Source organism: Shigella flexneri 2a str. 301 (assembly GCF_000006925.2).
Lineage (GTDB): Bacteria > Pseudomonadota > Gammaproteobacteria > Enterobacterales > Enterobacteriaceae > ECMA0423.
Genome location: NC_004337.2, coordinates 1,310,110 through 1,325,150, shown reverse-complemented (window position 1 = coordinate 1,325,150; position 15,041 = coordinate 1,310,110). Strand labels below are relative to the sequence as shown.

Annotated in this window: 15 protein-coding genes, 1 pseudogene and 1 other annotated feature; of the genes and pseudogenes, 11 read left to right on the top strand and 5 right to left on the bottom strand. The window is 50.9% G+C overall.

The window, feature by feature from the left end; genetic code table 11:
- Positions 1-198 precede the first annotated feature (198 nt).
- Positions 199-450, top strand: a complete 252-nt coding sequence (yciN, locus tag SF1275) for a hypothetical protein (RefSeq protein NP_707180.1) — start codon at positions 199-201, stop codon at positions 448-450.
- A gap of 35 nt (positions 451-485) precedes the next feature.
- Here yciN and sohB read toward each other — a convergent pair whose 3' ends face one another.
- On the bottom strand, positions 486-1,535 hold the full coding sequence (gene sohB, locus SF1274; protein NP_707179.1) for an inner membrane peptidase: 1,050 nt from the start codon (positions 1,533-1,535) through the stop codon (positions 486-488).
- Positions 1,536-1,754: 219 nt separating this feature from the next.
- Between sohB and yciK the strand changes: the two genes are divergently transcribed.
- Both yciK and btuR read left to right on the top strand, forming a co-directional pair.
- A complete protein-coding gene (gene yciK / locus SF1273; protein NP_707178.1) occupies positions 1,755-2,513 on the top strand; it encodes an oxoacyl-(acyl carrier protein) reductase in 759 nt (252 codons plus the stop codon).
- The gene (gene btuR / locus SF1272) at positions 2,510-3,100 is read left to right on the top strand and encodes a cob(I)alamin adenolsyltransferase/cobinamide ATP-dependent adenolsyltransferase (protein NP_707177.1); all 591 of its coding nucleotides are present in this window, start codon (positions 2,510-2,512) and stop codon (positions 3,098-3,100) included. Before yciK ends, btuR begins: the two co-directional genes overlap by 4 nt.
- A gap of 46 nt (positions 3,101-3,146) precedes the next feature.
- Positions 3,147-3,983: a sequence feature (Similar to Escherichia coli K12 conserved hypothetical protein gi: 1787524 (292 aa). BLAST with identity of 98% in 279 aa. This CDS contains an in-frame stop codon. The sequence has been checked and is believed to be correct.), on the bottom strand.
- Here the strand turns inward: btuR and yciL are convergent.
- The 3 genes and pseudogenes from yciL to yciV form a co-directional block, all read right to left on the bottom strand.
- Positions 3,147-3,983 (bottom strand): annotated as a pseudogene (gene yciL, locus SF1271). Its footprint overlaps the feature before it by 837 nt.
- A 100-nt stretch (positions 3,984-4,083) precedes the next feature.
- Positions 4,084-4,740 (bottom strand): hypothetical protein, encoded by a 657-nt coding sequence (gene yciO, locus SF1270; protein NP_707176.1) that lies wholly within the window; start codon positions 4,738-4,740, stop codon positions 4,084-4,086.
- On the bottom strand, positions 4,701-5,501 hold the full coding sequence (gene yciV, locus SF1269; RefSeq protein NP_707175.1) for a hypothetical protein: 801 nt from the start codon (positions 5,499-5,501) through the stop codon (positions 4,701-4,703). The genes yciO and yciV overlap by 40 nt, the downstream gene beginning before the upstream one ends.
- A 382-nt stretch (positions 5,502-5,883) precedes the next feature.
- On the opposite strand from yciV, the gene trpE reads away from it, so the two are divergent.
- The 8 genes from trpE (at position 5,884) to yciE (ending at position 14,111) form a co-directional block, all read left to right on the top strand.
- Entirely contained in the window at positions 5,884-7,446 is a 1,563-nt protein-coding gene (gene trpE / locus SF1267) for an anthranilate synthase component I (RefSeq protein ID NP_707173.1), read from the top strand.
- Positions 7,446-9,041, top strand: coding sequence for a bifunctional glutamine amidotransferase/anthranilate phosphoribosyltransferase (gene trpD / locus SF1266; RefSeq protein NP_707172.1), 1,596 nt, complete (start codon positions 7,446-7,448; stop codon positions 9,039-9,041). The genes trpE and trpD overlap by 1 nt, the downstream gene beginning before the upstream one ends.
- Positions 9,042-10,403: a bifunctional indole-3-glycerol phosphate synthase/phosphoribosylanthranilate isomerase gene (gene trpC / locus SF1265; protein ID NP_707171.1), complete on the top strand. Its 1,362-nt coding sequence runs from the start codon at positions 9,042-9,044 to the stop codon at positions 10,401-10,403.
- Between the two features lie 11 nt (positions 10,404-10,414).
- Complete coding sequence (trpB, locus tag SF1264; RefSeq protein ID NP_707170.1) at positions 10,415-11,608, top strand: tryptophan synthase subunit beta; 1,194 nt, start codon at positions 10,415-10,417, stop codon at positions 11,606-11,608.
- Entirely contained in the window at positions 11,608-12,414 is an 807-nt protein-coding gene (gene trpA / locus SF1263) for a tryptophan synthase subunit alpha (RefSeq protein ID NP_707169.1), read from the top strand. The genes trpB and trpA overlap by 1 nt, the downstream gene beginning before the upstream one ends.
- Before the next feature lie 322 nt (positions 12,415-12,736).
- Positions 12,737-12,973, top strand: a complete 237-nt coding sequence (gene yciG, locus SF1262) for a hypothetical protein (protein ID NP_707168.1) — start codon at positions 12,737-12,739, stop codon at positions 12,971-12,973.
- Positions 12,974-13,058: 85 nt separating this feature from the next.
- Positions 13,059-13,559, top strand: coding sequence for a structural protein (gene yciF, locus SF1261; protein ID NP_707167.2), 501 nt, complete (start codon positions 13,059-13,061; stop codon positions 13,557-13,559).
- A 45-nt stretch (positions 13,560-13,604) separates the two neighbouring features.
- On the top strand, positions 13,605-14,111 hold the full coding sequence (gene yciE / locus SF1260; protein NP_707166.1) for a hypothetical protein: 507 nt from the start codon (positions 13,605-13,607) through the stop codon (positions 14,109-14,111).
- A 59-nt stretch (positions 14,112-14,170) separates the two neighbouring features.
- Here yciE and yciD read toward each other — a convergent pair whose 3' ends face one another.
- Positions 14,171-14,809, bottom strand: a complete 639-nt coding sequence (yciD, locus tag SF1259) for an outer membrane protein W (RefSeq protein ID NP_707165.1) — start codon at positions 14,807-14,809, stop codon at positions 14,171-14,173.
- Positions 14,810-15,041: the final 232 nt, after the last annotated feature.

The window sequence follows — 15,041 nt, the reverse complement described above, 5'->3', positions numbered from 1 at the left end:
GGAATTTTGGTCGAATGTCAAGCAAATCTATTGCCAGATTGACGAAAGCGTCACACTGTACCTGATAAAATCCGATACGCAACTTTATTAGCATGCAAAATCCAAAGTTGCCAGTAAGGCGCTCTTGCCACCAGCGTGGTATATTTGTCTGCAAGCCATGCCTGGCGTAGACTAATGTCCTTGTTTAAGGAGTAAATAATGAACAAAGAGACACAACCCATCGACCGCGAAACGCTGTTGAAAGAGGCCAACAAAATCATTCGTGAGCATGAGGATACGCTCGCAGGGATTGAAGCCACCGGCGTCACGCAGCGTAATGGCGTGCTGGTATTTACCGGCGACTACTTTTTAGATGAACAAGGATTGCCAACAGCCAAAAGCACCGCGGTGTTTAATATGTTCAAACACCTGGCCCATGTGCTTTCAGAAAAATATCATCTGGTTGATTAAAGCAAAACGCGAGGTTTTAGCCTCGCGTTTGTCTTTTACATCAATGGCTTTTGACCCCGCTGCCACCAGCGTAGCAACAATCGATCGGCGCTCTCTGCCGCGCTGCCGGTGAATCGGTCAATGAGTCGTTTACGCTGCATATAGCGTACATTAACCACTTCACGGCCTTCCATCAGGCTAAGAATAACTTCATCACTGGTGTTGATTTCATCAACCAGGCCTTTCTCTACCGCCTGTTGTCCGTACCAGTGTTCACCCGTTGCCACCTGTTCAATATCCAGAGACGGACGCATACGCTTCACAAAATCTTTAAATAACTGATGCGTTTCGTTCAGCTCTTCGCGGAATTTCTCCCGCCCTTCTTCGGTATTTTCACCCAGCAAGGTCAGCGTGCGCTTATACTGCCCGGCGGTGTGCAGTTCGATATCAATATCTTTGCTTTTCAGGAAGCGGTTAAAGTTGGGCATTTGCGCCACCACCCCAATGGAACCCACAATAGCAAACGGTGCGGAAACAATTTTGTCCGCCACACAGGCCATCATGTAACCGCCGCTGGCAGCGACTTTGTCTACCGTAACAGTTAAAGGAATGTTTTTATCACGCAGACGCTGCAGCTGCGAAGCCGCCAACCCGTAACCATGCACCATGCCACCAGGGCTTTCCAGACGGAGCACAACCTGATCCTGCGGTTTGAATGCTGCGAGTACCGCCGTTATCTCTTCACGTAGCGAGTTCACTTCATGGGCGTCCATGCTGCCTTTAAAATCCAGCACCCAGACGCGAGGTTTACTGTCAGTTGCCACCTCGCCCAGTTTGGCTTTCGCTTTTGCTGCTTTCGCTTCTTGCTTGTGCTTTTTCTTCTGCGCTTTGTGCCACTGTTTTTGCTGATGTGAGTCCATCAGCGCCGCGGCCAGTTCTTCTTTCATCTCCTTATACTGTTCGCTGAGATTGTTGACCCGTAACTCGCCACGCTGGCGTTTATTACGTTGAGCAACATTGACAATAATGGCGGCAATCGCCGCAATCGCTAGCACAACGGTAACGATTTTAGCCAAAAACAAACCATATTCAGACAACAATTCCACGAGTCCCCACCTTGGTTAAACAACGCTTTGGCTCACAGTTTACAACAGGCATGTTAAGCCGTCTCGCAGAGATGTTATTGCAGCGAAAGTATGACAAAGTATCCATTTTGCGGTGTTATCGCCCCAGGCTGATTGAAATGCCCTTCTGTTTCAGGCATAAAGCCCCAAAGTCATAAAGTACACTGGCAGCGCGACAGACAACGTCGTTGAGGAGTAGCCATGCATTACCAGCCAAAACAAGATTTACTCAATGATCGCATTATCCTGGTGACGGGAGCCAGCGATGGGATTGGTCGTGAAGCCGCGATGACGTATGCACGCTATGGTGCGACAGTGATTCTGTTGGGCCGTAATGAAGAAAAATTACGTCAGGTAGCCAGCCACATAAACGAAGAAACTGGGCGTCAGCCACAGTGGTTTATTCTCGATTTGCTGACCTGCACGTCCGAAAATTGCCAACAACTGGCACAGCGCATTGTCGTTAATTATCCGCGTCTGGATGGTGTTTTGCATAATGCCGGATTGCTCGGCGATGTTTGCCCAATGAGCGAACAAAATCCGCAGGTCTGGCAGGACGTCATGCAGATCAACGTTAATGCCACCTTTATGCTCACCCAGGCACTGCTTCCTTTATTACTCAAATCGGACGCCGGTTCACTGGTCTTTACTTCATCAAGCGTTGGACGTCAGGGACGAGCCAACTGGGGTGCATATGCAGCGTCGAAATTTGCCACCGAAGGGATGATGCAGGTACTGGCCGATGAATATCAGCAGCGCCTGCGCGTCAACTGCATTAACCCAGGCGGTACGCGCACCGCAATGCGCGCAAGCGCCTTCCCGACCGAAGATCCACAGAAACTTAAAACACCCGCTGATATCATGCCGCTCTACCTCTGGCTGATGGGCGATGACAGCCGCCGTAAAACCGGCATGACCTTTGACGCCCAACCGGGCCGTAAACCAGGAATTTCCCAATGAGTGATGAACGCTACCAACAGCGTCAGCAGCGAGTGAAAGAAAAAGTAGATGCTCGTGTGGCCCAGGCCCAGGATGAACGCGGTATTATCATCGTCTTTACCGGCAATGGAAAAGGCAAAACCACCGCGGCATTTGGTACGGCAACACGCGCAGTTGGTCACGGAAAAAAAGTGGGCGTCGTGCAGTTTATTAAAGGCACCTGGCCTAATGGCGAACGCAATCTGCTGGAGCCACATGGCGTTGAGTTTCAGGTGATGGCAACGGGCTTTACCTGGGATACACAAAACCGCGAGTCTGATACCGCCGCCTGCCGCGAAGTCTGGCAACATGCAAAGCGGATGCTTGCTGATTCCTCACTGGATATGGTTTTGCTTGATGAACTGACGTATATGGTGGCGTATGACTATTTGCCACTGGAAGAAGTGGTGCAGGCGTTAAATGAACGTCCACATCAACAGACGGTGATTATCACGGGTCGAGGCTGTCATCGGGATATTCTTGAACTGGCGGATACGGTAAGTGAGCTGCGCCCCATCAGACATGCGTTTGATGCCGGTGTTAAGGCGCAAATAGGGATTGATTATTAATCTGTAAAAATGCCGGATATGACGTCCGGCATACTTTGATTAACCGTTATTACGCCCGCCAGAACGACGACTGCCGCTCACCTGACTGTGACGTTTCACCGCACGACGAATCTGATTAGCCTTCATGCGACGACGGTCTTTTTCTACAGCGACTTTAGAGCTGGTTTCTGGCGGAAGCTCCACCAGTTCGCGCAGATAGTTAGTCTGGGCGAGGTCCAGCTCCGTCCAGCCACCGCGTGGCAGACCTTTTGGCAGTGGGATATCACCGTAACGAACACGGATCAGGCGGCTCACCTGCACACCAACCGCTTCCCACAGACGACGAACTTCACGGTTACGGCCTTCGGTCAGAGTCACGTTGTACCACTGGTTGATCCCTTCGCCGCCGCTGAACTTGATGGTTTTAAAAGCTGCCGGACCATCTTCCAGTTGCACGCCACGACTCAAATCACGCAGTTTCGCGTCGTCAACCTGACCAAATACACGCACGGCGTATTCACGTTCAACTTCACGGCTTGGATGCATTAAACGGTTTGCCAGTTCACCATCGGTGGTGAAAGACGACCACGGTTATCCAGCGTGCGCCACGCAGCTTTGGCAGACGGTCAAACACCGTCGGACGCCCTTCCGGGTCGTTACGGGTACACAACTCACCTTCCGGTTTGTAATAGGCCAGAACGCGACAAATTTGTTCAGCGGACTCACGTACCGAAATCAGATGACCATCGATACGAATTTTCAGCCCAGGGGTAACTTCAACGCGATCGCCGAGTTTAGCAATTTTGCCATCAACACTCACACGACCGGCTTCAATAATAGATTCGATTTCACGGCGGGAGCCGTGGCCAGCGCGGGCCAGCACTTTCTGTAATTTTTCGCTCATAGAGCTTCCTTTTGGTGTCGCCTTCACAGGCGTCGAACAGGAGAATCAATGGCGCCGTATAGCGCCATTTTAAGGCCGCGTAGTATACAGAGTTACGCACTTATAAGAAAGGCTTCACATCACCTACGCCTTCACGCACCACGACCGGCGTATCATCGGTAAGATCAATAACCGTTGTTGGTTTCTGCCCGAGATAGCCGCCGTGAATAATCAAATCTACCTGTTTTTCCAGACGGTCTTTAATTTCTTCGGGATCGGATTCGGTAAATTCGCTGCCTGGCAGCATTAGCGAAGTGGAAAGCATCGGTTCGCCCAGTGCTTCAAGCAACGCCTGCGCAATCGGGTTAGAAGGCACACGCATACCGATGGTTTTGCGTTTCTCCTGCAACAGACGGCGTGGCACTTCCTTCGTCCCCTTCAGGATGAAGGTATAGTTGCCCGGCGTGTTGTTTTTCATCAAACGAAACGCAACGTTATCCACGAATGAATAGGTCGAGAGTTCAGAAAGATCGCGACACATCAGGGTAAAGTTGTGACCGTCCGGCAGCTGGCGAATACGACAAATACGCTCCATGGCGTTTTTATCTTCAATTTTACAGCCGAGCGCATAGCCGGAATCAGTTGGATAGACAATCACCCCACCTTTACGCACGATCTCCACCGCCTGGTTGATCAGACGTTGCTGCGGGTTATCAGGATGAATATAAAAAAACTGGCTCATAATTCCCTCTCTGTGGTGTTCTGCGGCTGTTCCCATAGCTGCCAGACGCCTTCAACGCCTGCGGGCAGCCAGAGTTTACGACCCAGTTCGATCCACGGGCATGGCTGATGAAAATCAGATCCTTGTGATGCCCATAAATGATGCTGACGCGCAAGTGTGGCCAGCTGGGTGCGTTCATTGGGCGATTGCTGGCACTGCGCGACTTCCATCGCGTCGCCGTGGTGTTCGGCAAAATGCGCAACCAATCTTTTCAGCCATTTAGCACTAAGATTGTACCGCCCAGGATGAGCTAGCACCGCCTTACCGCCAGAATGATGAATGACATCAATAGCTTGTTCTATTGTACACCACTGTGGCGGAACGTATCCGGTTTTCCCGCGCGCCAGATACTTTTTAAAGACATCTGCCATTGAACTGGCTTTGCCGCACTCCACAAGGAAACGCGCAAAATGACCGCGCGTCACTGCGCCGCCCTGCGCCAGTCGTTGTGCGCCTTCCAGCGCCCCAGGTATTTGCGCTTTTTCAAGTCTTTCGGCAATTTGCTGCGCCCGCTGATTGCGCCGTTCTGTCTGCTGCGCGAGGAACTCACACATTAGCGGATGAGTAATATCAATATTCAGCCCGACAATATGAATTTCATGATTTTCCCAGACCGTGGAAATTTCCACGCCGGGAATAAGATTCAGCGCCAGTCCCGAACGTGAAATTTCCTCTCTTGCTGGCGCGATTGCAGCTGTGGTGTCATGGTCGGTGATCGCCAGGGTGCCGACGCGCATCTCGACTGCACGGTGCACCAATGCTTCTGGCGTCAGGCAGCCATCGGAAGCAGCAGCAGACCACAGGTGTTAACGTCCAGACGACCTACGGCAGCAGGTCGTAAATCACTGCATAATTCGTGTCGCTCAAGGCGCACTCCCGTTCTGGATAATGTTTTTTGCGCCGACATCATAACGGGTCTGGCAAATATTCTGAAATGAGCTGTTGACAATTAATCATCGAACCAGTTAACTAGTACGCAAGTTCACGTAAAAAGGGTATCGACAATGAAAGCAATTTTCGTACTGAAAGGTTGGTGGCGCACTTCCTGAAACGGGCAGTGTATTCACCATGCGTAAAGCAATCAGATACCCAGCCCGCCTAATGAGCGGGCTTTTTTTTGAACAAAATTAGAGAATAACAATGCAAACACAAAAACCGACTCTCGAACTGCTAACCTGCGAAGGCGCTTATCGCGACAACCCGACTGCGCTTTTTCACCAGTTGTGTGGGAATCGTCCGGCAACGCTGCTGCTGGAATCCGCAGATATCGACAGCAAAGATGATTTAAAAAGCCTGCTGCTGATAGACAGTGCGCTGCGCATTACAGCATTAGGTGACACCGTCACAATTCAGGCACTTTCCGGCAATGGCGAAGCCCTGCTGGCACTACTGGATAACGCCCTGCCTGCGGGTGTGGAAAGTGAACAATCACCAAACTGCCGTGTGCTGCGCTTCCCCCCTGTCAGTCCACTGCTGGATGAAGACGCCCGCTTATGCTCCCTTTCGGTTTTTGACGCTTTCCGTTTATTGCAGAATCTGTTGAATGTACCGAAGGAAGAACGAGAAGCAATGTTCTTCGGCGGCCTGTTCTCTTATGACCTTGTGGCGGGATTTGAAGATTTACCGCAACTGTCAGCGGAAAATAACTGCCCTGATTTCTGTTTTTATCTCGCTGAAACGCTGATGGTGATTGACCATCAGAAAAAAAGCACCCGTATTCAGGCCAGCCTGTTTGCTCCGAATGAAGAAGAAAAACAACGTCTCACTGCTCGCCTGAACGAACTACGTCAGCAACTGACCGAAGCCGCGCCGCCGCTGCCAGTGGTTTCCGTGCCGCATATGCGTTGTGAATGTAATCAGAGCGATGAAGAGTTCGGTGGCGTAGTGCGTTTGTTGCAAAAAGCGATTCGCGCTGGAGAAATTTTCCAGGTGGTGCCATCTCGCCGTTTCTCTCTGCCCTGCCCGTCACCGCTGGCGGCCTATTACGTGCTGAAAAAGAGTAATCCCAGCCCGTACATGTTTTTTATGCAGGATAATGATTTCACCCTATTTGGCGCGTCGCCGGAAAGCTCGCTCAAGTATGATGCCACCAGCCGCCAGATTGAGATCTACCCGATTGCCGGAACACGCCCACGCGGTCGTCGCGCCGATGGTTCACTGGACAGAGATCTCGACAGCCGTATTGAACTGGAAATGCGTACTGACCATAAAGAGCTGTCTGAACATCTGATGCTGGTTGATCTCGCCCGTAATGATCTGGCACGCATTTGCACCCCTGGCAGCCGCTACATCGCCGATCTCACCAAAGTTGACCGTTATTCCTATGTGATGCACCTCGTCTCTCGCGTAGTCGGCGAACTGCGTCACGATCTTGACGCCCTGCACGCTTATCGCGCCTGTATGAATATGGGGACGTTAAGCGGTGCGCCGAAAGTACGCGCTATGCAGTTAATTGCCGAGGCGGAAGGTCGTCGCCGCGGCAGCTACGGCGGCGCGGTAGGTTATTTCACCGCGCATGGCGATCTCGACACCTGCATTGTGATCCGCTCGGCGCTGGTGGAAAACGGTATCGCCACCGTGCAAGCGGGTGCTGGTGTAGTCCTTGATTCTGTTCCGCAGTCGGAAGCCGACGAAACCCGTAACAAAGCCCGCGCTGTACTGCGCGCTATTGCCACCGCGCATCATGCACAGGAGACTTTCTGATGGCTGACATTCTGCTGCTCGATAATATCGACTCTTTTACGTACAACCTGGCAGATCAGTTGCGCAGCAATGGTCATAACGTGGTGATTTACCGCAACCATATTCCGGCGCAGACCTTAATTGAACGCCTGGCGACGATGAGCAATCCGGTACTGATGCTTTCTCCTGGCCCCGGTGTGCCGAGCGAAGCCGGTTGTATGCCGGAACTCCTCACCCGCTTGCGTGGCAAGCTGCCCATTATTGGCATTTGCCTCGGACATCAGGCAATTGTCGAAGCTTACGGGGGCTATGTCGGTCAGGCGGGCGAAATTCTTCACGGTAAAGCGTCGAGCATTGAACATGACGGTCAGGCGATGTTTGCCGGATTAACAAACCCGCTGCCGGTGGCGCGTTATCACTCGCTGGTTGGCAGTAACATTCCGGCCGGTTTAACCATCAACGCCCATTTTAATGGCATGGTGATGGCAGTACGTCACGATGCGGATCGCGTTTGTGGATTCCAGTTCCATCCGGAATCCATTCTCACCACCCAGGGCGCTCGCCTGCTGGAACAAACGCTGGCCTGGGCGCAGCAGAAACTAGAGCCAGCCAACACGCTGCAACCGATTCTGGAAAAACTGTATCAGGCGCAGACGCTTAGCCAACAAGAAAGCCACCAGCTGTTTTCAGCGGTGGTGCGTGGCGAGCTGAAGCCGGAACAACTGGCGGCGGCGCTGGTGAGCATGAAAATTCGCGGTGAGCACCCGAACGAGATCGCCGGGGCAGCAACCGCGCTACTGGAAAACGCAGCGCCGTTCCCGCGCCCGGATTATCTGTTTGCTGATATCGTCGGTACTGGCGGTGACGGCAGCAACAGTATCAATATTTCTACCGCCAGTGCGTTTGTCGCCGCGGCCTGTGGGCTGAAAGTGGCGAAACACGGTAACCGCAGCGTCTCCAGTAAATCCGGCTCGTCGGATCTGCTGGCGGCATTCGGTATTAATCTTGATATGAACGCCAATAAATCGCGCCAGGCGCTGGACGAGTTAGGCGTATGTTTCCTCTTTGCGCCGAAATATCACACCGGATTCCGCCACGCGATGCCGGTTCGCCAGCAACTGAAAACCCGCACCCTGTTCAATGTGCTGGGGCCATTGATTAACCCGGCGCATCCGCCGCTGGCGTTAATTGGTGTTTATAGTCCGGAACTGGTGCTGCCGATTGCCGAAACCTTGCGCGTGCTGGGGTATCAACGCGCGGCGGTGGTGCACAGCGGCGGGATGGATGAAGTTTCATTACACGCGCCGACAATCGTTGCCGAGCTGCATGACGGCAAAATTAAGAGCTATCAATTGACCGCTGAAGATTTTGGCCTGACTCCCTACCACCAGGAGCAACTGGCAGGCGGAACACCTGAAGAAAACCGTGACATTTTAACACGCTTGTTACAAGGTAAAGGCGACGCCGCCCATGAAGCAGCCGTCGCTGCGAACGTCGCCATGTTAATGCGCCTGCATGGCCATGAAGATCTGCAAGCCAATGCGCAAACCGTTCTTGAGGTACTGCGCAGTGGTTCCGCTTACGACAGAGTTACCGCGCTGGCGGCACGAGGGTAAATGATGCAAACCGTTTTAGCGAAAATCGTCGCAGACAAGGCGATTTGGGTAGAAACCCGCAAACAGCAGCAACCGCTGGCCAGTTTTCAGAATGAGGTTCAGCCGAGCACACGACATTTTTATGATGCGCTACAGGGTGCACGCACGGCGTTTATTCTGGAGTGTAAAAAAGCGTCGCCGTCAAAAGGCGTGATCCGTGATGATTTCGATCCGGCACGCATTGCCGCCATTTATAAACATTACGCTTCGGCAATTTCGGTGCTGACTGATGAGAAATATTTTCAGGGGAGCTTTGATTTCCTCCTCATCGTCAGCCAAATCGCCCCGCAGCCGATTTTATGTAAAGACTTCATTATCGACCCTTACCAGATCTATCTGGCGCGCTATTACCAGGCCGATGCCTGCTTATTAATGCTTTCAGTACTGGATGACGACCAATATCGCCAGCTTGCAGCCGTCGCTCACAGTCTGGAGATGGGGGTGCTGACCGAAGTCAGTAATGAAGAGGAACTGGAGCGCGCCATTGCATTAGGGGCAAAGGTCGTTGGCATCAACAACCGCGATCTGCGTGATTTGTCGATTGATCTCAACCGTACCCGCGAGCTTGCGCCGAAACTGGGGCACAACGTAACGGTAATCAGCGAATCCGGCATCAATACTTACGCTCAGGTGCGCGAGTTAAGCCACTTCGCTAACGGTTTTCTGATTGGTTCGGCGTTGATGGCCCATGACGATTTGCACGCCGCCGTGCGCCGGGTGTTGCTGGGTGAGAATAAAGTATGTGGCCTGACGCGTGGGCAAGATGCTAAAGCAGCTTATGACGCGGGCGCGATTTACGGTGGGTTGATTTTTGTTGCGACATCACCGCGTTGCGTCAACGTTGAACAGGCGCAGGAAGTGATGGCTGCGGCACCGTTGCAGTATGTTGGCGTGTTCCGCAATCACGATATTGCCGATGTGGTGGACAAAGCTAAGGTGTTATCGCTGGCGGCAGTGCAACTGCATGGCAATGAAGATCAGCTGTATATCGATACGCTGCGTGAAGCTCTGCCAGCACATGTTGCCATCTGGAAAGCATTAAGCGTCGGTGAAACCCTGCCCGCCCGCGAGTTTCAGCACGTTGATAAATATGTTTTAGACAACGGCCAGGGTGGAAGCGGGCAACGTTTTGACTGGTCACTATTAAATGGTCAATCGCTTGGCAACGTTCTGCTGGCGGGGGGCTTAGGCGCAGATAACTGCGTGGAAGCGGCACAAACCGGCTGCGCCGGACTTGATTTTAATTCTGCTGTAGAGTCGCAACCGGGCATCAAAGACGCACGTCTTTTGGCCTCGGTTTTCCAGACGCTGCGCGCATATTAAGGAAAGGAACAATGACAACATTACTTAACCCCTATTTTGGTGAGTTTGGCGGCATGTACGTGCCACAAATCCTGATGCCTGCTCTGCGCCAGCTGGAAGAAGCTTTTGTCAGCGCGCAAAAAGATCCTGAATTTCAAGCCCAGTTCAACGACCTGCTGAAAAACTATGCCGGGCGTCCAACCGCACTGACCAAATGCCAGAACATTACAGCCGGGACGAACACCACGCTGTATCTCAAGCGTGAAGATTTGCTGCACGGCGGCGCACATAAAACCAACCAGGTGCTGGGGCAGGCGTTGCTGGCGAAGCGGATGGGTAAAACCGAAATCATCGCCGAAACCGGGGCCGGTCAGCATGGCGTGGCGTCGGCCCTTGCCAGCGCCCTGCTCGGCCTGAAATGCCGTATTTATATGGGTGCCAAAGACGTTGAACGCCAGTCGCCTAACGTTTTTCGTATGCGCTTAATGGGTGCGGAAGTGATCCCGGTACATAGCGGTTCCGCCACGCTGAAAGATGCCTGTAATGAGGCGCTACGCGACTGGTCCGGCAGTTATGAAACCGCGCACTATATGCTGGGCACCGCGGCTGGCCCGCATCCTTATCCGACCATTGTCCGTGAGTTTCAGCGGATGATTGGCGAAGAAACCAAAGCGCAGATTCTGGAAAGAGAAGGTCGCCTGCCGGATGCCGTTATCGCCTGTGTTGGCGGCGGTTCGAATGCCATCGGCATGTTTGCTGATTTCATCAATGAAACCAACGTCGGCCTGATTGGTGTGGAGCCTGGTGGTCACGGTATCGAAACTGGCGAGCACGGCGCACCGCTAAAACATGGTCGCGTGGGCATTTATTTCGGTATGAAAGCGCCGATGATGCAAACCGAAGACGGGCAGATTGAAGAATCTTACTCCATCTCCGCCGGACTGGATTTCCCGTCTGTCGGTCCACAACACGCGTATCTTAACAGCACTGGACGCGCTGATTACGTGTCTATTACCGATGATGAAGCCCTTGAAGCCTTCAAAACGCTGTGCCTGCACGAAGGGATCATCCCGGCGCTGGAATCCTCCCACGCCCTGGCCCATGCGCTGAAAATGATGCGCGAAAACCCGGATAAAGAGCAGCTACTGGTGGTTAACCTTTCCGGTCGCGGCGATAAAGACATCTTCACCGTTCACGATATTTTGAAAGCACGAGGGGAAATCTGATGGAACGCTACGAATCTCTGTTTGCCCAGTTGAAGGAGCGCAAAGAAGGCGCATTCGTTCCTTTCGTCACGCTCGGTGATCCGGGCATTGAGCAGTCATTGAAAATTATCGATACGCTAATTGAAGCCGGTGCTGACGCGCTGGAGTTAGGTATCCCCTTCTCCGACCCACTGGCGGATGGCCCGACCATTCAAAACGCCACTCTGCGCGCCTTTGCGGCAGGTGTGACTCCGGCACAATGTTTTGAAATGCTGGCACTGATTCGCCAGAAACACCCGACCATTCCCATTGGCCTGTTGATGTATGCCAATCTGGTGTTTAACAAAGGCATTGATGAGTTTTATGCCCAGTGCGAGAAAGTCGGCGTCGATTCGGTGCTGGTTGCCGATGTGCCAGTTGAAGAGTCCGCGCCCTTCCGCCAGGCCGCGTTGCGCCATAATGTCGCACCTATCTTCATCTGCCCGCCAAATGCCGATGACGACCTGCTGCGCCAGATAGCCTCTTACGGTCGTGGTTACACATATTTGCTGTCACGAGCGGGCGTGACCGGCGCAGAAAACCGCGCCGCGTTACCCCTCAATCATCTGGTTGCGAAGCTGAAAGAGTACAACGCTGCACCTCCATTGCAGGGGTTTGGTATTTCCGCCCCGGATCAGGTAAAAGCAGCGATTGATGCAGGAGCTGCGGGCGCGATTTCTGGTTCGGCCATTGTTAAAATCATCGAGCAACATATTAATGAGCCAGAGAAAATGCTGGCGGCACTGAAAGTTTTTGTACAACCGATGAAAGCGGCGACGCGCAGTTAATCCCACAGCCGCCAGTTCCGCTGGCGGCATTTTAACTTTCTTTAATGAAGCCGGAAAAATCCTAAATTCATTTAATATTTATCTTTTTACCGTTTCGCTTACCCCGGTCGAACGTCAACTTACGTCATTTTTCCGCCCAACAGTAATATAATCAAACAAATTAATCCCGCAACATAACACCAGTAAAATCAATAATTTTCTCTAAGTCACATATTCCTCAGGTAATTGTTAATATATCCAGAATGTTCCTCAAAATATATTTCCCTCTATCTTCTCGTTGCGCTTAATTTGACTAATTCTCATTAGTGACTAATTTTAATGAGTGTCGACACACAACACTCATATTAATGAAACAATGCAACGCAACGGGAGAAATAACATGGCCGAACATCGTGGTAGTTCAGGAAATTTCGCCGAAGACCGTGAGAAGGCATCCGACGCAGGCCGTAAAGGCGGTCAGCATAGCGGCGGTAATTTTAAAAATGATCCGCAACGCGCATCTGAAGCGGGTAAAAAAGGCGGTCAACAAAGCGGTGGTAATAAATCAGGCAAATCCTGATTCACCGTTAATTATTAATATCAGCTGATAAAGATAATTGCATCTGCGGGCCGTATGGCTCGCAGTGATTTCACTGGAGAAAAATATGAATATGAAGACCATTGAAGATGTATTTATTCAACTGCTTTCAGATACCTACAGCGCAGAAAAACAATTAACCCGGGCACTGGCAAAACTCGCAAGAGCAACATCAAATGAAAAATTAAGTCAGGCTTTTCATGCGCACCTCGAGGAAACTCATGGACAGATTGAACGAATTGATCAAGTTGTGGAATCAGAATCAAATCTGAAAATTAAGCGCATGAAATGTGTGGCAATGGAAGGTCTTATTGAAGAAGCTAATGAGGTCATCGAAAGTACCGAGAAAAACGAAGTGCGTGATGCCGCACTGATTGCCGCAGCACAGAAAGTCGAGCATTATGAGATTGCCAGTTACGGGACATTAGCGACGCTGGCTGAACAATTAGGTTACCGTAAAGCAGCGAAGCTTCTGAAAGAAACCCTGGAAGAAGAAAAGGCCACCGACATCAAACTGACTGATCTGGCCCTTAATAACGTAAATAAGAAAGCCGAAAATAAAGCCTGAAATATGAATTTTAACTTTTAGTCATTTTATAAAGAGGACATTTTCATGAATCGTATTGAACATTATCATGACTGGTTACGTGACGCCCACGCAATGGAAAAGCAAGCCGAATCTATGCTTGAATCCATGGCCAGCCGTATAGATAATTATCCTGAACTACGCGCTCGTATTGAACAACATCTTAGTGAAACCAAAAACCAGATTGTTCAACTGGAAACTATTCTTGATCGTAATGACATTTCACGTTCAGTCATTAAAGATTCCATGAGTAAAATGGCTGCGCTTGGGCAGTCAATCGGTGGTATATTCCCTTCTGATGAAATAGTTAAAGGCTCTATTGGCGGATATGTCTTCGAGCAATTTGAAATCACCTGTTACACCTCACTATTAGCAGCAGCAAAAAATGCCGGTGATACAGTCTCAATTCCGATCATCGAAGCGATTTTAAATGAGGAAAAGCAAATGGCCGACTGGCTGATTCAGCATATTCCGCAAACAACTGAGAAATTTTTAATTCGTTCTGAAACTGATGGCGTAGAAGCGAAGAAATAATACCCTTTATACCATGTCCTTATTGACCCCGTATATTACGGGGTCGTTTTTGTGCGGAATTAAAAACGATATCCTGCTGAGAACATAAACACCCACGGATCGAGGCGTACGCTATCGTGTTGCTGTGCACCGCCTAGCTTATAATTGGCGGTGGTATCGATATCCATGTACCACACTGACATGTTAACCAACCAGTCACGGTTAATCAGATAATCAACCCCCACCTGCCCGGCAGCTCCCCAGGAATCTTTCAGACTGAGATCGGAAAGCCCCGCCTCTTTGCCATGATCGTTAAATCCATTATCAAAGAAGGTGGTGTAGTTAATACCGGCCCCAACGTAAGGACGGAATTTGCTGCTGGCATCACCAAAATACCACTGCGCCATCAGTGTTGGCGGCAGATGGTGAACGGTTGCAATATCGCCGGTCGCCCGGGTGCCGATTTTATGGCGGAACGGCGTCGCTGCCAGTAATTCCACACCAATGTTGTCGGTCGCCATATAAGTAAACGTCAAGCCCAGTTGAGTGTTATTGGTCACGCTGAATCCACCCAGACTTCCTAACGTACCACCAGCACCTTCTGTTGGACGTACGGTTGCAGAACCTGCACGCATAAAAAATTCGCCTGCTTCATGCGCAAAGGCACTGCCAGAAAGAAGAGTTGTTACTGCCAAAGCCGCCACTGTTAACTTTTTCATATCCGCTCCGTCGTTATGGTTATAAAAACGTGACGAATATACCTACATTGGAGTAACAAATGATCCTACATAGATCACATTACATATGATAATTCACCATTTATTGATCTGGATTAATTTAGAAGTTGCATTGAGAATCCTGGTTAATGTGATTTAAATCAATTTTTAAATATTTTCTCTACGCAAATATTAACTCGATCGCCACTTGCCGCGCTTTGCCCACGCCTGAAGG

What these genes read in the sequence shown, in the direction of transcription:
- yciO (NP_707176.1), bottom strand. Translation starts at nt 4,740, where the DNA reads ATGGGAACAGCCGCAGAACACCACAGAGAGGGAATTATGAGCCAGTTT.
- trpD (NP_707172.1), top strand. Translation starts at nt 7,446, where the DNA reads ATGGCTGACATTCTGCTGCTCGATAATATCGACTCTTTTACGTACAAC.
- yciN (NP_707180.1), top strand. Translation starts at nt 199, where the DNA reads ATGAACAAAGAGACACAACCCATCGACCGCGAAACGCTGTTGAAAGAG.
- yciD (NP_707165.1), bottom strand. Translation starts at nt 14,809, where the DNA reads ATGAAAAAGTTAACAGTGGCGGCTTTGGCAGTAACAACTCTTCTTTCT.
- yciE (NP_707166.1), top strand. Translation starts at nt 13,605, where the DNA reads ATGAATCGTATTGAACATTATCATGACTGGTTACGTGACGCCCACGCA.
- yciF (NP_707167.2), top strand. Translation starts at nt 13,059, where the DNA reads ATGAATATGAAGACCATTGAAGATGTATTTATTCAACTGCTTTCAGAT.
- trpC (NP_707171.1), top strand. Translation starts at nt 9,042, where the DNA reads ATGATGCAAACCGTTTTAGCGAAAATCGTCGCAGACAAGGCGATTTGG.
- yciK (NP_707178.1), top strand. Translation starts at nt 1,755, where the DNA reads ATGCATTACCAGCCAAAACAAGATTTACTCAATGATCGCATTATCCTG.
- trpA (NP_707169.1), top strand. Translation starts at nt 11,608, where the DNA reads ATGGAACGCTACGAATCTCTGTTTGCCCAGTTGAAGGAGCGCAAAGAA.
- trpB (NP_707170.1), top strand. Translation starts at nt 10,415, where the DNA reads ATGACAACATTACTTAACCCCTATTTTGGTGAGTTTGGCGGCATGTAC.
- btuR (NP_707177.1), top strand. Translation starts at nt 2,510, where the DNA reads ATGAGTGATGAACGCTACCAACAGCGTCAGCAGCGAGTGAAAGAAAAA.
- trpE (NP_707173.1), top strand. Translation starts at nt 5,884, where the DNA reads ATGCAAACACAAAAACCGACTCTCGAACTGCTAACCTGCGAAGGCGCT.